15 protein-coding genes are annotated in these 19001 nt (G+C 36.5%); 5 read left to right on the top strand and 10 right to left on the bottom strand.

Annotated elements, in window-relative coordinates; genetic code table 11:
• Positions 1 to 115 precede the first annotated feature (115 nt).
• Both MHI02_RS16850 and gabT read right to left on the bottom strand, forming a co-directional pair.
• Entirely contained in the window at positions 116 to 1504 is a 1389-nt protein-coding gene (locus MHI02_RS16850) for an NAD-dependent succinate-semialdehyde dehydrogenase (protein WP_047186583.1), read from the bottom strand.
• Positions 1505 to 1517: 13 nt separating this feature from the next.
• Positions 1518 to 2825: a 4-aminobutyrate--2-oxoglutarate transaminase gene (gene gabT / locus MHI02_RS16855; RefSeq protein ID WP_341166135.1), complete on the bottom strand. Its 1308-nt coding sequence runs from the start codon at positions 2823 to 2825 to the stop codon at positions 1518 to 1520.
• A gap of 103 nt (positions 2826 to 2928) precedes the next feature.
• Here gabT and gabR point away from each other — a divergent pair, with 103 nt between their 5' ends.
• On the top strand, positions 2929 to 4347 hold the full coding sequence (gene gabR / locus MHI02_RS16860; RefSeq protein WP_047186581.1) for a MocR-like transcriptional regulator GabR: 1419 nt from the start codon (positions 2929 to 2931) through the stop codon (positions 4345 to 4347).
• A 203-nt stretch (positions 4348 to 4550) separates the two neighbouring features.
• Here the strand turns inward: gabR and MHI02_RS18610 are convergent, their stop codons facing one another.
• From MHI02_RS18610 to MHI02_RS16875, 4 genes are all read right to left on the bottom strand, one after another.
• Positions 4551 to 5084 carry a sodium:solute symporter family transporter gene (locus MHI02_RS18610; RefSeq protein ID WP_445668989.1) on the bottom strand — a complete coding sequence of 178 codons (534 nt, stop codon included), beginning with the start codon at positions 5082 to 5084 and terminating at the stop codon, positions 4551 to 4553.
• A gap of 116 nt (positions 5085 to 5200) precedes the next feature.
• On the bottom strand, positions 5201 to 5959 hold the full coding sequence (locus MHI02_RS18615) for a sodium:solute symporter family transporter (protein WP_338115014.1): 759 nt from the start codon (positions 5957 to 5959) through the stop codon (positions 5201 to 5203).
• 158 nt (positions 5960 to 6117) lie between these two features.
• Complete coding sequence (gene speB, locus MHI02_RS16870; RefSeq protein WP_047186580.1) at positions 6118 to 7074, bottom strand: agmatinase; 957 nt, start codon at positions 7072 to 7074, stop codon at positions 6118 to 6120.
• Positions 7075 to 7226: 152 nt separating this feature from the next.
• The gene (locus MHI02_RS16875; protein WP_341166186.1) at positions 7227 to 8609 is read right to left on the bottom strand and encodes a sigma-54 interaction domain-containing protein; all 1383 of its coding nucleotides are present in this window, start codon (positions 8607 to 8609) and stop codon (positions 7227 to 7229) included.
• Positions 8610 to 9180: 571 nt separating this feature from the next.
• Here MHI02_RS16875 and glpT point away from each other — a divergent pair.
• On the top strand, positions 9181 to 10545 hold the full coding sequence (glpT, locus tag MHI02_RS16880; RefSeq protein ID WP_047186578.1) for a glycerol-3-phosphate transporter: 1365 nt from the start codon (positions 9181 to 9183) through the stop codon (positions 10543 to 10545).
• Between the two features lie 110 nt (positions 10546 to 10655).
• Here glpT and ybaK read toward each other — a convergent pair whose 3' ends face one another.
• A complete protein-coding gene (ybaK, locus tag MHI02_RS16885; RefSeq protein WP_047186577.1) occupies positions 10656 to 11141 on the bottom strand; it encodes a Cys-tRNA(Pro) deacylase in 486 nt (161 codons plus the stop codon).
• A gap of 270 nt (positions 11142 to 11411) precedes the next feature.
• The gene (locus tag MHI02_RS16890; protein ID WP_047186576.1) at positions 11412 to 12191 is read right to left on the bottom strand and encodes an acetoin reductase; all 780 of its coding nucleotides are present in this window, start codon (positions 12189 to 12191) and stop codon (positions 11412 to 11414) included.
• Between the two features lie 329 nt (positions 12192 to 12520).
• On the opposite strand from MHI02_RS16890, the gene MHI02_RS16895 reads away from it, so the two are divergent.
• On the top strand, positions 12521 to 14236 hold the full coding sequence (locus MHI02_RS16895; protein ID WP_047184088.1) for an IS1634 family transposase: 1716 nt from the start codon (positions 12521 to 12523) through the stop codon (positions 14234 to 14236).
• A gap of 412 nt (positions 14237 to 14648) precedes the next feature.
• On the opposite strand, the gene MHI02_RS16900 is transcribed toward MHI02_RS16895, so the two are convergent.
• Entirely contained in the window at positions 14649 to 14876 is a 228-nt protein-coding gene (locus MHI02_RS16900; protein ID WP_060669237.1) for a hypothetical protein, read from the bottom strand.
• A 385-nt stretch (positions 14877 to 15261) separates the two neighbouring features.
• Positions 15262 to 16725 (bottom strand): sodium/proline symporter, encoded by a 1464-nt coding sequence (locus tag MHI02_RS16905; protein ID WP_047186574.1) that lies wholly within the window; start codon positions 16723 to 16725, stop codon positions 15262 to 15264.
• A 111-nt stretch (positions 16726 to 16836) separates the two neighbouring features.
• On the opposite strand from MHI02_RS16905, the gene MHI02_RS16910 reads away from it, so the two are divergent.
• Both MHI02_RS16910 and MHI02_RS16915 read left to right on the top strand, forming a co-directional pair.
• Complete coding sequence (locus tag MHI02_RS16910) at positions 16837 to 17547, top strand: L-2-amino-thiazoline-4-carboxylic acid hydrolase (protein ID WP_047186573.1); 711 nt, start codon at positions 16837 to 16839, stop codon at positions 17545 to 17547.
• A gap of 720 nt (positions 17548 to 18267) precedes the next feature.
• Positions 18268 to 18879, top strand: a complete 612-nt coding sequence (locus MHI02_RS16915) for a TetR/AcrR family transcriptional regulator (RefSeq protein WP_341166136.1) — start codon at positions 18268 to 18270, stop codon at positions 18877 to 18879.
• Positions 18880 to 19001: the final 122 nt, after the last annotated feature.

The raw sequence follows: 19001 nt of genomic DNA on the forward strand, positions 1-19001 counted from the left end.
TGCGATTATGCTTATCGAAAGGGTATGAAGGAAGGATCTATACATTAACGAAATGAAAATGTTTCAACCTTCTATAAGAATAAGGGAGAAAGATCCCCCTTTAAAAAGGAGACCTTTACAAATTCCCAATAGATAAATATTTCGTTTCCAAATATGGTTCAATGCCTTCTATTCCGCCTTCACGTCCAATTCCACTTTCTTTCACACCACCGAACGGTACATGTGCAGCGGAGGGAGCACCATCATTCCATCCAACGATTCCAAATTCTAAATTTTCATTTAGATACACACCTGTACGATAATCATTGGTAAAGAAGTAAGAAGCTAAGCCATAAGGTGTACCGTTAGCAATGTCTACTGCTTCTTCTAACGTTTCAAAAGTCGTGATAGGTAGAACAGGGCCAAACGTTTCTTCTTGCATAATGTTCATATCAAGATTCACATTTTTAAGAACAGTTGGGTACACGAAGAAAAAGCCTTTTTCTGCATCAGCATTATACTCGTTTCCACAAATTACTTCAGCACCTTTTGCAGTGGCATCTTCAACTTGGGAAACAATCTTGTTAAAGCCCTTTTCATTAATTACAGGTCCTACTTGTGTATCTTCATTTAATCCGTTCCCTACTTTTAATTCACTAACTTTAGCGGCTAATTTTTCAGAGAACTCATCAGCAATACTCTCGTGAACAAGTAAACGATTGGCACAAATACATGTTTGTCCAGCATTGCGGAATTTCGATGCGATTGTTTGGTCAACAGCTAAATCAAGATCGGCATCTTTTGCAACAATAACTGGGGCATGTCCGCCAAGTTCCATGGACACATGTTTGACCGTATCTGCACTGTTTTTTATTAACAGTTTTCCAACGGGAGTAGAACCAGTAAACGTAATTTTTCGGATATATTTACTGTCCGTAAACAATTTTCCTACTTCACTACCATATCCATTCACACATTGAACGACATTTTCTGGAATACCTGCTTCATGTGCAAGTTCAATTAACCTGATTGTAGTCAGTGGTGTATCTTCCGCTGGCTTCACAATAAAAGTACATCCAGCAGCAAGCGCTGGTGCCGCTTTTCTTGTCATCATAGCAGCAGGGAAGTTCCATGGTGTAATGGCTGCAACTAGACCTACTGGCTTACGCGTAATGACAATTCGCTTCGATTCCGTATTTGCAGGAATAGTCCGGCCATATAATCGTTTGGCTTCTTCTGCATACCAATCGATATAACTTGTCGCGTAATCCACTTCACCAAGGGATTCTTTAATGGGTTTTCCGCTCTCTAACGTCATAACCCTTGCAATGTCTTCTTTATTATTTTGAATAAGATCAGACCATTTTTTTAGGAGCTTTGAGCGTTCATGAGCATTTACATTGGACCATGTTTTAAAACTTTCATGGCCTCTTAGAATAGCTTCATTAATTTCTTCTTTCGTATTGACTTTTACTTCACCTATTCGTTCACCAGTTGCTGGATTTTTAACCTGAATCACAGTCATTTGTTTTCCCCCTTTACGCATTGTGGAAGGCATCTTCTAAAATATCCAACCCTTTATTTAATTCTACATCTGTCGTTACAAGTGGTGCAAGGAAACGAACGACATTACCCTTAATCCCTGCGGAAAGTAATAAGAGACCATTTTCATTAGCGTATGTTGTTATTGCTCCTGTTCTTGCTTTATCCGGGTTTTTGTCTATTTGGTTATCCACGATTTCCACCGCTACCATTGATCCTAAACGACGAATATCACCAACGAATTCATATTTTTTTCGAAGTTCTTGAAGTTTGTCTTCCAATTTTTGTCCAAGAAGTTCAGATTTGGTGAGTAAATCTTCTTCCTCGATTATATCGATAACCGCTAATGCAGCAGCACAAGCTACAGGGCTACCAGCATAAGTTCCACCGAGTTCTCCAGGGTTAGCTGCATCTAAAATTTCCTTTCTACCAACGACACCACTCAGCGGAAGTCCTGCAGCAAGCGACTTGGAAACCGTTACAAGATCAGGTATGACATCAAAGTGTTCCATTGCAAAAAGTTTTCCTGTACGCCCAAAACCAGTTTGAATTTCATCTGCTACAAAAACAATGCCATGTTCGGAACAGAAATCTCTTACCTCTTGAACAAATTTCTTCGGAGGAATAATAAATCCACCTTCACCTTGAACTGGTTCCATAACCACACATGCAACGTTTTCCGGTGCTACCGTTTCTACAAAGAAGTCTTTGAAATTTTGAATTGTTAGATCCACATATTCATCATCCGTTAATCCTGCTGGTTTCTGATATAAATATGGATATGGCGCTTGATACACTTCTGGTGCAAAAGGGCCGAATCCAAATTTATATGGTTTCACTTTACTTGTCATACTCATTGTCATGTTTGTTCTTCCATGAAACCCACGAACAAATGAAACAACAGCTTGCCTTCCTGTATATTTACGTGATACCTTTATTGCATTTTCAACAGCCTCTGCTCCTGAATTCAAGAGAAGTGCCTGTTTATCAAAATTTCCTGGTGTAATTTCACATAATTTTTCCGCCAAGTTAATGTATCCATCATACATCATGACATTGAAACCAGGATGCAAGAATTTATCCACTTGTTCTTTTACGGCAGCTGTTACTTTAGGATGAGTATGACCAACATTTAATGTTCCAATGGCCCCAGCAAAATCAATCCACTCTTTCCCGTCCATATCTGTAATGGTTGCACCCTTTGCATAAATTGCCACATTCAAATTACCATTGCTTACACCTTTAGGTATATATTTTTTCCTTTTTTCTTGAAGTTCTTCCATTCCAACTGTTGTTGTCATCATTATTCGCCCCCTAAAATGTTAATATGTTATAATTTTACAATTTTCTGTTATAATGAAAAGTACCAGAATTCAAATTCCAAAGGTACCAGATTGGAGCGAGAGAATGATTTTTATTAAAATCAACACCAATAATCAAAGAAAATTCATCTATCAACAAATCTATACGGAAATTAGGAAATTGATTTTAAATAAAAAGCTTCTCACTGATGAAAAACTCCCTTCTAAAAGAAAATTAGCGGAGGAACTGGGGGTAAGCATCAATTCGGTTTCTAATGCATATGAGCAGCTACTTGCTGAAGGATATATTTATACCATTGAAAGAAAAGGATACTATGTAGAAAAAATAACGAAATTTGAGAATCCAAATGAATGTTCCAAACAGATGGATTTCCCACCTGATTTAAGAGAAAAGCATACAGAGGATAAATCAGCTTGGCTTTCTTTATCCCATATGACGGCGGATATTACAATGTTTCCCTTCAAGGAATGGATGAAATGCGAAAAGATGGCAATTAAAAATCACGGAAAAGAGCTTTCGGAAATCGCCCATCCTCAAGGTCCCTATCTTGTTCGTCAAACTATCTCACGCTTAATCGCAAGAAGTCGCGGGGTAGTTTGTGAACCAGAACAAGTCATTATTGGACCTGGAACACAACCTCTTATTCGTCAACTAATGAGTATGCAAAAGCAAAACACAAAAGTTGCTATGGAAAATCCCGGTTACTTTCGCTTCTACCAACTGTTAGAGAATATGAATTTTAGAGTCACACCGATTCCGTTAGATGAGCAAGGCATTAACGTAGAAAAAGTCGAAGCATTGAACCCCAACTTTCTTTTTATTACACCATCTCATCAATTCCCAACAGGCAATATTATGCCTATATCAAGAAGAATTGAAATACTAAATTGGGTTGTTAATGCTCATGATGCCTATATTGTGGAGGATGATTATGATAGTGAATTTAAATATGGAACCGATAACATCCCTTCCTTACAAAGTCTCGACCGCAATCAACGTGTCATCTATGCTGGTACCTTTTCCAAAACTATGCTGCCAAGTTTTCGGATAAGTTATCTTGTCTTGCCTATAAAACTATTAAGAGAATATAAACGTCATTATTCTAGTTGGATACAAGGAAGCAATTCATTAAATTTGTTCACGCTCCATTATTTTATAGAAACAGGGGAGTATGCAAAGCACATCAAACGAATGAACCATCATTATGAAAATAAAAGAAAACAACTTATTCAAAAGCTTAGGTTTCGATTCAAACAAGACATTACCATCCAAGATATTCCAGCAGGTCTCCATTTTCTTGCCGAATTCAAAACGAACAAAACCTATGCAGAAGTAGAGGCAAAGGCTAAAGAGGAAAAACTAGAAATCTATTCCCTTACGCGATTTATGTTAAAAGAGATTCCAGCAAATGAAAATAAAATAACGTTAATCATTGGGTTTGCAACTATCCAAGAAAAGGATATTGAAGAAGCTGTGGAGCGGTTGTATCGGGTAATTTATTAAGGGAAATTGGGGATCACTGTCATATCCCTTTTTCAAGTTGGGAATCTCCATAGTCTCATTTTTAGAGGATAGTAGTGTTACTACCCTCTAAAATGGGGAAATTTTCATTCTACCTTTTTGAAGGCGCAAACAAAAATACTAATTTCTATAAAGTTAATTTCCTAATTAGAATTATTTAATTCTGAAACAACTAACAACGTTGATCACGCATCCATCGTTTCGTTTGTCTGCACTTCTTCCGGTTTTTCCGTTCGATCCATCATTGAAACAACAATCATCACAATAATATTGACAGCAATTCCATATAATATTGGGTTACTTGAAGAGAGCCCTTCAATAGCAAGGCCGGCTAAAACAACCACCGCGCTAATCACAATCGAATAAAATGCAGCTTTTGCAGTAGCTCTTTTCCAAAACAAACCAAACACTATCGGAATGAAAATAGATCCCGCTAACAGGGCATAGGCTACATCGATTGCAACAAGAAGCTCTTGAATCCATAATGCAATAACAATGGCAACGATACCAATAACCAACGTAGTTACACGTGATAGTAGCAAAAATTGCCTATCCGATATATCTTTAAAAAAATGATCCTTTAAAATATCTTTAGTTATTAAGGTTGAAGAAGCCAATAATGTACCAGATGCAGTTGACATAATAGCTGCTGCCACAGCAGCAAAAACGATGCCTAAGCCCCGTAGGTAATGTTTCAAAGGCCATACTTGTAAAGACATTTTGTGTATTCTCGATACTTGGAAGGACAATAAGCGCACACATACCAATAATAACCATTGCTAAGGAATATAATAGACTATAGACTCCGACAAGTATTCCCCCAGTACGGGCTGTTTTAAGGTTCTTTGCAGTAAAATAGCGCTGCCAAATATCCTGCCCCACCATCATTCCAAGTGTAAAGGGTCAAGAGATATTGGATGATTTCCTTAAACCCAATAGCTGAAAAATCAAAGTACGAGCTAGGCAATTGTGCTGTTAGTTCAGCAAAACCTCCTACTTTTGACAAGCTGGTTGGTAGCATGATTAAAAATATACCCGCCGTCATGATCAAAAACTGGATAATATCTGTCATGGACACAGACCACATACCACCAAGAATGGTATAGAAAAACACGACTCCCCCACCGATTAACATGGAGAAAACCAAATTCCAATCGAAAATAGCACTTAAAAGCGCACCAATAGCAATTACTTGGGTAACACTTACCATTAGGGCATAAATAGCGGCGATTACAGCTCCAATTAATTTTGATTCAACATTAAAGAGTTTACCAAGTAACTCACTAATAGTCATTAATTTATAACCAGTTACCTTTTTAAGCAAAAAAATACCAAAAAGGGTAATACCTAGTCCCATTGAAAAGACAAACCAAACTCCTGAAAATCCAATTTCATAACCGAGTTGGGCTGATCCTATTGTCGAAGAACCACCAAGAAAAACAGCAGTCAAACAACCAAAGAGCATGAAAACGCCAAGATTTCTCCCTGCTAAAATATAGATTTCTGATGTTTTCGCTTTTATGGTACCAATTATACCGACTACAACAAGGATAGCGAAATAAATAATAATAATCATCATATCAATCCATGTCATTTCCGTCTCACCTTCCTTATAACTTTTTTAATATAGATCCACAACAGAATATTCAGAAAACCACATCCGTTATTTATAATAATTCCCTACCATTTGAATGAATATAATAGAAGGAGGTAAAGAACCCTATAAGTAGAAGTTCTCACCTCATAATACCTTTATTTATTTTCTTCTTGCTGTGCACGTTTTTTCATGGCTATCAAACTGATCATCTCAAAAATGATTGAAGATGCTGCCACAGCTGTAATTTCACCACTGTCATATGTCGGTAAAACTTCAACAAGGTCAAAACCTTTAATATCAAGCCCGTGTAAACCTCTGACATATTCTAGCCCTTCATAACTAGTTGGACCGCCTACCTCAGGCGTACCCGTTCCTGGTGCATAGGCAGGATCAAGGAAGTCGATGTCATATGTAACAAATACCGGTCTATCTCCTGCGCGGGCATGAATTCGCTCAATCACCTTATCATAACCGATTTCTCTTACTTCCTTCATCGGAATAACTTCGTATCCAAGCTCCCTCGCATCTTCAATATCTTCTGGCCCATAAAGTGGTCCACGCATACCTACCTGGATGGAATGATCAACATCAATCAATCCTTCTTCTACAGCTCGACGGAATGGTGTTCCGTGCATATACTTTTCACCGAAATAATTGTCCCATGTATCACCGTGTGAATCAAAGTGAACAAGTGCAATCGGTCCATATTTTTTTGCAAAAGCTCGTAAATGACCCAATGAAATAGAATGATCGCCACCCATTATAACTGGAATTATCTCCTTATCTAAGACTGGCTCAAGTGCATTTACAATGTTATCGTAAGTACGATGAATATTTCCCGGAATGACATCTACATCCCCGTAATCTACTCCAGAACAATAATCAAAAATATTAATATCCTGATCAGGGTTATAAGGACGAAGCAATACAGAAAAATCCCGAATATGTTGTGGGCCATATCTTTGTCCAGTTCGGTTAGATGCAGCTGTATCGAACGGTACCCCCATAACTACAAAATCTACATTGTCTGTTCGTTCAATATGTTCCAATCGCATAAATGTACGCGGTCCTGTAAAGCGCGGTGATTTTGATGAATCTTTTGGTTGATACATCGTTATTCCTCCCAAATTATTATTTTTGTAAATTTATAGATTGCAAATTTCATGCCAATTATAAAAAGTTGTTTTATCATACTACTTCTTTAAAAAATCAATTCATTATTGAATCAAAACATAATCTATTAATTCAAAATGAATTATTTGATTCATTTTGAATTAATATTGTACTTTTTCAAACGGCGGACAACTGTCGGCTGACTCAAGCCAAGATAATCGGCCATTTCGTACGTAGTTTTATATTGTCTATAAGCACGTCTCAACCAACTTTTTTCAACTTCTTCCAATGCTTCCTGCAATGTCAATCCTCGTTGTTCAAAGGTTTCAAGCGGCCATTCTTCTCTAAATTGCTCAAACGTTTCCATCTCTTTGACAAAGGGTAGACTGGACGGATAAATTACGTTTGTATCGGAAGTTAATACTAAACGTTCAACAAGATTTTCAAGTTCTCGGACATTTCCAGGCCATTCATATTGCTGAAAAACATCTATTGTCGACGAATGAAAAAATTTTTTCATGTTATATTTCTTATTGAAAATAGACAAGTAATTTTGAGCTAGATGATAAATATCGTCTTTCCTATCACGCAATGGAGGAATTGTAATCGGTATCACATTCAAGCGATAAAATAAGTCCTTTCTGAATTTCCCTTGATTAACCATTTCCTCCAAGTCCTGATTGGTTGCAACAATAAGCCTGAAATCAACATTCTTTGACTTAGAACCGCCAATACGGGTAACCTTCCTATCTTGTAGTACTTTTAATAATTTAACTTGAATCGCGAGTGGTAATTCAGCAATTTCATCAAGAAATAACGTTCCTTGATGGGCAAGCTCAATCATCCCTGCTTTACCATTTTTACTAGCACCAGTAAAAGACCCAGGTTCATAGCCGAATAATTCAGATTCGAAAAGCGTGTCCGGAATCGCTCCACAATTCACCTCAATAAACTTAGCCTTATGTCGATCACTTCCATCGTGTAAAGAACGGGCAAAGACATTTTTCCCAACTCCTGACTCCCCAAGTAAAACAACAGTTGCATCCGACTTTGCTACCCGATTCAATAATTCACGTATTTCCATCATCGCTTTACTTTTAATGACGACTTGATCAGGTTTTGATTCTTTTTCTCTTAATTCTTCTATCTCAGACTCATATTTCACCATTTTTGTACGTAATTGTTCATAGTCTTCTTTTAACTGTTGGATTTCCGTTAAATCATGGGAAAAACTAATAACCCGAACAATATCATGTTTCCAGTCAAATACAGGAATCCCAGTAGCCATAATAACCTTACCAGTCGGGGTCCTTTGCATGACCTGTACTTCCTTTTTCTCTTTTAAGACAAATGCCGTTACCGAGGGATAAAAAATGTGCTCCTTTTCCAACTGGAATATCGTTTTACCAACTAGATCATCCTGTTCCTTTCCATAAATGCTGGTACAATTGGAACTAACCCGTAGAACCCTTCCTTCTCCATCTGTTACAACAATATTATCGTTGGATGCATCAAGGATCCCATCCAATTCCATTTTTAGAAGCTCTAATTCATTCACCAACTTATCACCTATCTTTTTGACAAATTTCTAGATACTTAGCGTTTTAATTGTACCACTATTTATATTATTTTAAATAGATTAATAACGTCAGAAACCAAGTAACGGTGAATATACGGAATTTAATTAGAAAAAAGTTAAGGAATACTTCTTTTTACCATGGAACACAGTGACAGTTTTGAGACCATTCAATAGGCCCTTTTCAGCACCTAATTCCCGATCCAGACATAAATTTTGTGAAACTCAAATTTAACCTATGAATTTCAAAAAACTGACAATAAATTAAGTGGTTGGGGCTGATCCTAAACCCTACAAAATATATATTGACCTCATACAAAAGAGCGTTTATAATAACAGTACATGTTAATTGTGATGGAGATTTGGAGATTCAACTAATAATTGTACACCCAACAAGTGTGTAGATTTTAGTTGAATTTTTTTCGTTCTTTCTATTACAAAGGGGGTTAGAACTTAATTAGTTTCTTTTTTATTCCTCGCATTTAACAACATTTCATCTATTTGTATATTTCATCTTAGGAGGGTTAGTATGTTAAAACTATTTAAACCTGCTCCAGCAGTGAAAAGGTTACCTGAGGATCAAATTGATTCTGAGTATAAGAAGCTAAGGTTACAGGTATTTATTGGTATTTTTATCGGTTACGCAGCTTATTATTTAATTCGTAAAAACTTCTCTTTAGCAATGCCATATCTACAAGAAGAAGGATTTTCAAAAGGGGAATTAGGTCTGGCCTTATCAGCTATATCTATTGCATATGGAATTAGTAAATTTGTAATGGGTACTGTTTCGGACAGGAGCAACGCCAGAATATTCTTAGTAGCTGGTTTAATCTTATCTGCTATCATTAATTTATTAATGGGATTTGTTCCATTCTTTACATCGACAGTTACTATTATGTTTATTATGTTATTTATAAATGGTTGGTTTCAAGGTATGGGCTGGCCACCATCAGGTCGCGTGTTAGTGCACTGGTTCAGTGTTAATGAGAGAGGTAGTAAAACCGCAATATGGAATGTGGCACACAATGTTGGTGGAGGACTAATGGCTCCATTGGCTATTGCAGGTGTTTCCATAATCTCCACATATTTTGGTGCACACTTTATCGGATATGAAGGGGTATTCATTATACCTGCAATTGTTGCTATTTTAGTAGCCATTGTTGCATATATGCTTATTCGTGATACTCCACAATCAGTTGGTTTGCCGTCAATTGAAGAACATCGTAATGATTATCCAAGTAAATCGAAGAAAACATTTGAAACAGAGTTAACCACAAAAGAAATTTTATTTAAGTATGTATTAAATAACAAATGGGTTTGGGCAATTGCAATTGCGAACATTTTTGTTTATTTTGTTCGCTACGGTGTTCTAGACTGGGCTCCAACCTATTTAAGTGAGGAAAAAGGCTTCAATATGAATGAATCCGGTGTCGCTTATTTTTTATATGAGTGGGCTGGTATTCCAGGTACATTATTATGTGGCTGGATTTCTGACAAATTATTTAAAGGTCGCCGTGGACCAGCTGGTGTAGTTTTCATGCTAGGCGTATTAATTGCAGTTCTTGTTTATTGGTTAAATCCTGCTGGAAATCCATTGATTGACCATATTGCATTAATTGCTATTGGATTCTTAATTTATGGGCCAGTAATGTTAATCGGTTTACAAGCACTTGACTTTGTTCCTAAAAAAGCTGCAGGTACCGCTGCTGGATTAACCGGTTTATTCGGTTACCTAGGTGGTTCTGTTGCAGCAAACGCCATTATGGGGGCAGTAGTAGAGGGATCTGGTTGGAATGCAGGATTTATTCTTCTAACTATTTCTTGTGCCCTAGCTGTTGTTTTATTTGCTCTTACATGGAATGTCCGTGGACAAGAAGTCATTAAAAAATACTAATAATCCTTAAGGTAGCTGTCTAATATGTTATTAGGCAGCTTTTGTTGTTTCATCCGTTTTGTAATTTTATCTGTAAATTATTCTCCTTCAAACCAAAATTTCACCTATTTTCAAGAAATAATATCCGCAAACTTTGCCCGACAAGCTTCGGCCAAATCTTGTGGTGCTATTTTTAACTGCATTCCAATTTTTCCTGCACTAACAATCATAAACTCCAACTTTTCTGCACTTACATTAATATAGGTTGGAAACATTTTTTTCATACCGATTGGTGAGCAACCACCACGAATATAACCAGTTAGACATAGTAAATCCTTCATTGCAAGCATTTCAATTTTCTTCTCACCTATCGCCTTAGCTGCTTTTTTCAAATCCAATTCCTTTGCAACAGGCACAACAAAGACGTAGTAACGATTTGCACCAGCTGTAGTAACTAATGTTTTATAAACGTATTCATGAGGATAACCGATTTTTTCGGAAACAGAAATACCATCTACCGGTTTTCCGTCTTCAGTGTTATATTCTAATAATTCATAGGGAATCTTTTGCTGCTCAATCAAACGAACTGCATTTGTTTTGGTTACTTTTTTTGCCACATTCTTTTCTTCCTTTCCACAGGTTCACACCTTCTTATAGCATATTTCAGACTTGTAAAATGGTTACGCATTTACTAGAAAGCCAATTGAACTAGCAGACCTTTCAGCCGTTAGCGCTATGATGGATTAACGGTTCCCTCTTTGCAATGAGGATATGACTTAAGCGATATAATAAAAAACCCAAATTATTACGAAACTCTAAATTAGAATTTCACGTGATAGTTCGGGTTTTTCATTGGCTGAAATACTTTGTCCCAGCTTTTCTTTATATTAATTAAATACCATACCGCCATCTGTTAAGATGTTTTGGCCTGTAATATAATCTGAAGCAGGTGACGCTAAGAACGAAACAAGATTAGCTACATCTTCTGGAGTTTGAGGACGTCCAAGCGCGATTCCTTCTGTGAACTTCGCAAACGCTTCTCCTTTTTTCGTTCCCATATGTTCCATCATTTTTTCATCTAATCTTTCCCACATTCCAGTGCCAACAATACCAGGACAATATGAATTTACGGTAATTTTATCTTTTGCTAATTCTTTTGCAGCAGTTTGTGTTAATCCCTTCACTGCGAATTTAGTTGCAGAATAAATGCCTAACATTTCCATGCCTTCTTGACCAGCAATTGAACAAGCGTTAATGATTTTACCACCTGTTTCTTGTTTTTTCATTTGATTTGCCGCTGCTTTAATGCCGTAGATAGTACCCTTAATATTAACATCAAGAGTAAAATCAACTGACTTCGGATCAACATGTGTAAGTGGTCCCACTTGTCCTTCCACACCTGCGTTATTAATAAATACATCGACACTGCCAAATGTATCAACTGCATGCTGAACAAGAGCTTCTTGATCTTCGGGTTTTGTCACATTACCAACAAATGATGTTACTTGAACCCCTTTTTCTTGAAATTGCTTCCTTGTTTCTTCTAAAACAGTTTCATTTAAGTCACTCAATACAATGGAAAATCCATCTGCTGCCAACTTTTCTGCTAACCCTTTACCGATACCTTGTGCTGAACCAGTGATAACTGCTACCTTTGATTTACTCATAATGTCCTACCTCCGATGTATACTTTTTGGTTACATCTTTATTTTATTTTATATTTTTTTGGGAGTCAAATTATTGGTTTACAGCCAGGGAGCCTGTTCCTACAATTCTCTACATTCTTGCAAATATCCTTTGCTTTAACCAGTAATCCGTTATTTTCCCTAAACTTTAAAAATCCCCTGCTGCGGGAGTTTGACACCCTAAAATAAAAAAAACGCTCAAAAGCCTTGGTACGGCTTTATTTTTTTGTCAAATTTTTCATAATTTTATTGCGTAACATTTCGTAATATACTATAATTAAGGTAACATTAGCTGCTTTGGGGGTAATTTTATGCGTATTAAAGTGAGTCGTTCTAAAAATTCCAAGTCTTATTTTGTAATTAAAGATATTTATCGGGGCAATAAAAGGACAACCAAAGTTGTTGAAGCCTTGGGAAATGACAAAGAAATTTTAGAAAAGCATCCTGGTGTGGATCCCTATACCTGGGCAAAAGAATACGCTAAAAAGTTAACACTGGAAGAAAAGGAACGAAACTATAAAATCGTCACCAAATACAGTCCTGCCAAGCAAATACCATTGAATAAACAGACGCTATTTAATGCTGGTTACCTCTTTTTACAATCTATTTACCATGGGTTAAAACTGGATAAAATTTGCCAGAAGATATCTCAGGAGTATGAATTCAAATATGATCTGAATGAAATACTTTCGCGCCTTCTTTATTTACGGATTCTACATCCGACCTCTAAAAAAGGAACGTTTGAACATTCGAAAGACTTACTTGAACCTGCACATTTTCAGTCACATCAAATTTATCGGGCACTTGGTGTCCTCGCCGAGCAATCAGATTACATAGAGGAAATGGTGTATAAAAACAGTCTAAATGTAGTGGATAGAAACACACAGATTCTATATTATGACTGCACAAACTTTTTCTTTGAAATCGAAGAAGAAGACGGTTTAAAACAATATGGAGTTTCTAAAGAAAATCGCCCCAACCCAATTGTTCAAATGGGACTGTTCATGGATGGGTCAGGCCTTCCACTTGCTTTTAGTATGACACCTGGAAATAGAAATGAACAAACAACCTTGAAACCGTTGGAACGTCGTATTTTAAAGGACTTTAACCTTTCAAAATTTGTTGTATGTACAGATGCCGGTCTATCTTCAAATAAGAATCGGATATATAATACTCGAGGAAAACGCGCCTTTGTAACTACGCAGTCTATCAAAAAACTGAAGAAATTTTTGAAGGAATGGTCTCTGGATCCTGAAGGGTGGCGAATACCAGGAAGTAATAAAAAGATAAATTTGAATGACATTCGCAATCTCGAAAATGACCAGAGAACGTACTACAAAGAGCGTTGGATCAAGGAAAATGATCTAGAACAAAAGTTAATTGTCACCTACTCCCCTGTTTATCAGCGTTATCAATCATCCATTCGAGCTAAACAAGTTGAACGAGCGAAGAAAAAGATGGAAAATCCAAGCTCGTTGAATAAACATAATCAGAATGACCCAAAGAGATTCATTAAAGCGACACATGTAACAGACAATGGTGAAATTGCGGATAAGACGCAAGCAACTCTGAATCAGAAACAGATTGATAACGAATCCATGTATGATGGATTTTATGCCGTATGTACCAATCTAGAATCAACTATTGAGGAAATAATTAAGATAAATCATGGGCGATGGGAGATTGAGGAGACATTCCGAATACTAAAAAGTGAATTCCAGGCTCGACCAGTTTACTTGCAAAGAGAAACCCGAATAAAGGCACATTTTCTAACATGCTTTTTGTCCTTATTGATCTATCGCATTCTAGAAAAAAAGTTGGATGAAAGATTTACATGTCCTGAATTAATTAGTACGTTAAGAAATATGAACATGCTAGAATTGGATGGAGAAGGATACATACCTGTATATACTCGAACAGAAATTACGGATGCATTACATGATGCATTTGGCTTTAGAACTGACTACGAAATAGTTACTCAAAAAAATATGAAAAAAATTTTTAAACAAACCAAAAGGGAAAAATAGTACGCAGTTTTATGCCTTAAAAAAATCGCCATAAACATTGATTTAGCAGTGTTTTTGGCGATTTTTAGTGTCAAACATGAGATTTTATATTTTTTTGGGAGTCAAATTATTGGTTTACAGCCAGGGAGCCTGTTCCTACAATTCTCTACATTCTTGCAAATATCCTTTGCTTTAACCAGTAATCCGTTATTTTCCCTAAACTTTAAAAATCCCCTGCTGCACGATAAGCCAATTGGTGCTACACCTAATAACCTCCAACCCCTCTTATAATATTTCCATTTTGGATGAGATTAACGAAGGTAAATATTTTAGAGGACAGAATAAAAATTACGCAGCAACTAGAAAACGAGTAGCCACTATTGCTACTCGCTTTCCTTTACGTCATCCATTTTAAAACCTTTCCCCTTCGAAATTACCAAGGAACCTGTGAAGGATGGCATTTAAACCAACCAAGCCATTCTGATAATGCACACCCCGCCTGGAATCCAATCTCACCATCTCTCCACTTACTTCCAAGGGAGGTAGATCCTATCGTTTTACTAGTTGACGCTGCTTCTACCGTATTTGCAGAGAAGTTAGTTCCAATAACTAAAGCTCCTGCTATTACTAAAACAGCTGTGATTCTACCTAATTTTTTCAAGTTTCCCATCCTCTCCAAGTATTTTTCACAAATTTCACCTAAAATATCATTTAGGCGACTTTTTAAAAGACAGATAATGTTAATCCACGCTTCCCTATCCATCATTATAGAAAAGGGAGCCATTCAGGAATAACGACCATCTAGGATGAGGGTAACACAAGCTGCGGAAGATTGACCATAGCCAGATTTTCCTAAATCACAACAAGTCATAGCTAGAGAAGACTTTAACATTTATGGTGATAATTACCATTTATTTAGAACTATTTACTACAATTTCATAGTAAATTAGACATATTAAACCAATGAACTCCTAATAAATCAAACGTTCGTTTTAATTATCAGTAATTTTAATATAAACATCCCTGTCCCTCGGATCGTACATTCCTCAAACAGTTGTTTCTCCTTTTGATTTACGATCTGGATATAATAGACTAAATACAATTCCAACTGCTAGGCACACAAAAAAGGTTCCAGCTCTGGCTGATACGATAGCTTCTAGCGGAGAAAGCGTCCAAATAATGGCACTAAAAAAGCCTGTAATGATGGTTGCTATGACACCAATTCCAGATGTCTTTTTCCAAAAGAACGTTAAAAGTACAACGACAGAAAATGTATTCCCTATTCCAGCCCAAGCAAAACCAACGACACCACCGACAAATGATTCGGATAACAACGAAATAACAATTCCAAGTATCCCACTTACAATAACCGTAATCCTTGATATTTTTAATATGTTGCGTTCGTTCGCTTTAATTCCAAATGTCTTATGAATAATATCTTCACTAACAGATGTCATCACAACTAATAATTGAGATGACGCCGTCGACATAATTGCAGCTAAAATAGCAGCAAAAATGATTCCTGCAATCCAAGGTGGCAATAGCTCAGAAACCATGTAAGGTAAAATCATTTCCGAATCTGCAATCGTGCCTTGTTTATATAGAACCGATCCAAAAATACCTACCAAGAAAGCGCCAATATACACGACAATAGTCCATAAATATGCCACCCATTTCGCAGTTTTTAGTTCTTTCTCGTTTTTAATTGCCATAAAGCGTGTACTCAATTGTGGCTGACCACCAAGAAAGCCAAAAAACCAAGAAAAGTTTGTTAATAACATCGCTCCAAGTGCTAATCCAGAAAGGCCACCTAACCACCTGTTTCCTCCATTACCCATCGAAGCTAGCGACTCGCTTATCGATAAACCGTTTTGCTGTATTTCTATGAAAGCTACAGTTGGTACGATAATAAAGGCAAGCAACATGAGTGCACTTTGAACAGCGTCTGTCCACGCAACGGACATAAATCCACCCATGCAGGAATATGCAATAACAATAATAGCGACAACAATCGTGCCTAAAGTAATATCAATACCAGAAATCGAATACAACGTTTTTCCTGTTCCTGAAAACTGCCCCGCTATGTAAAATAGGGAAAATGCTCCCATAATAATGGCTGATAATAGTCGAATCGTTCTACCATGCTCTGGGTATTTTACTGCGAAATAATCTGGCAACGTATAGACATTATATTTTTTCCTCTCTTGGTAAAACCTTTTTGCTAAGAAACTCCAAGAAAAGATAATCCCGATAAACATTCCAGACAGTAGCCAAACACCGGACAAACCAGCTAAATAAATGAAACCAACCGCACCTAAGAACATATAAGCTGATTCTGCAGTTGCTCTCTCAGAGAAGGCTAAAACCCATCCAGGTATCTTATCCCCACCTAGAAAGTAATCGGATGATTGCATCTTTTTTCGACTGAAATATACACCGATTCCTAATACAATAAGAAGATAAATAGCTATTTCTGCATAAATGATAATGCTCTCAGTTGTTAAATTCATGATTACTCCTCCACAATTCCTAGTAAACGGATATATTTACAATTATAATAGAATTAGTATAATATAGATAAGAATATTGTCAATCTATTAATTTGAAGGAAGTGTATTATTTTGAGTGAAACAAAAGTTCATATACCACCATTGTCAATGGATAACATTACTGCCAAACTTTTTACACACTTAGAAAAATCAGTCATTACCCAGTTTGGAGAAGAAGGAAAAGCTTTGTTTCAACAAGGAGTTCAAAATTTCGGATATAAAGATGCAGAAGAAATTGCTCTTCAAGCCACTAAAGAAGGCGTAATTCATCGATTATATAGCTATATTCCTAGAAATCATCAAGCGGTGAGGAAATATGAAAATCTAACAAATTATGCTTTAATGGCAAAGCTCTTTGCACAAATCTCTAAAGTTATTGTTGATAGATTCGGAGAAAAAGGAAAAGATGCAATCCGAGAAGGTGTCCGCACTTTTGGCGAGGAACGTGGTCGCGGAATCGCACAACGCGCTCGGGCAAATGGAGAAGAAAATACGAGAGAAAACTACCTAACAAACTATGATATGGGTAGAAGTGAACTATTCACCTACACAACGGAATATAAAGAAGGAGAAATTGAACAAAACTTCACCGTATGCCCCTTTGGCCAACAATGGGCAGATGATGATATGCATGAATATGGAATTTTATATTGTGAAATGATTGATCCTGCAGTAGCTAGAGGATTTAATCCCGATTTCAAAGTGGAACATGATAAATATATTTTAAAAGAAGGTAACTGTCATTTCCGGTTTATATTGGAGGACAATAAAGCCAATGAATAATCGGCCGATTCATGAATAACTTAAATGAATTGGCGAAAATTGGTCATAATTGAAAACAACTAAAATGCTAATAAAGCGTATAGAAAAACTAGAAAAATAACTTTATAGGAGATCCATTCTGAAAACGTTTGTTTAAAAAGCTATTCTCTGTTTATTTAGAGAATAGCTTTTTCTATTTAGTCTTTTTTTCACCTTTTAAAGCCGAGATACCATTTACACGGTTGTCCCCGAGTACTGATATCCCTACGGTGTATGCTGATATCTTACACATGAGTACTGATATTACTACGGTGTTTACTGATTTCTTGACCGTGAGCTGATATTCCAAGGTTTATACTGATGTCTTGCTCATGAGTACTGATATCCCTACAGAGTTTACCGATTTCTTGACCATGTGTGCTGATATCTCAACGATATTTACCGATATCTCGCCCGTGTGTGCTGATATCCCAACGGTGTTTACCGATATCTCGCCCGTGTGTGCTGATATTCCAACGGTGTTTACCGATATCTTGACCATGTGTGCTGATATCCAGATGACAATTCCTTTTCAGTAAGCTGGGATGAGGTACCCCCCACAACTCCGCCGCTTCACCTACTTTTACAATCCACTCAATATTAAGTTGGTTTCCACTATTTTACTAAAAATAAATTTTTAAAAAATATTGACGATACTAAAAAGTAGTGCTATTATACCTAACAAACGTTAGGGAGGAAAAAATGACAAAGGACAGAATTATCGAAGCGACAATTAGGAATTTTGCAGAACATGGTTATCAAGGGGCTTCAATGCGAAAAATAGCGGAAGATGTAGGAATTAAGCCAGCATCGATTTATCATTTTTTCGAAAACAAGCAGAAATTGTTTATCGAAGCGATAAAAGTAATTCTAAACCATCACTTTTCTAGCATGAAAGAAACCTTTGAACAATATCAAAGTGATTCATTGCACATATTATTTTCTGAATTATTGAACAAGATAACGTTCCATCATACTTCAAACCAGGAAGAGACTAAAGCATATGTGTTAATGGTGAACTCCTCTATACCTGATATAAAAGAAGAGGTACGTCACTATTTAGAAACCTATGATTCTTGGTTGGTTACCCAATTGATGGAAATAATCGTTATAAGATATCCCCATTTAGATAGAGAAGAAATAAAAGAAATCATCGATTATTTTATTTTTCTCGGAAATGGTTTATTTTGGGGAATTATCATTTATGAAAAAGACGATATCCAAAGGAATTTGAAACAAGCAACATATTTAATGAATCAATACTTAATTCATAGGTTTGGAAGTGATATAGATGAAGGACAAAAGTTTAATTGAGGATTTGGATTATTTACAAAAACAGGTGCATCAGGTATCGATGCATTTTTAGTAGCCTTTATCATCCAAATCGTTATTGGATTTGTTTTAAAAAATAGGAATACAACTTTCAAGGAGGATGC

The sequence above is a fragment of the Oceanobacillus sp. FSL K6-0118 genome (assembly GCF_038006665.1).
Lineage (GTDB): Bacteria > Bacillota > Bacilli > Bacillales > Amphibacillaceae > Oceanobacillus > Oceanobacillus caeni.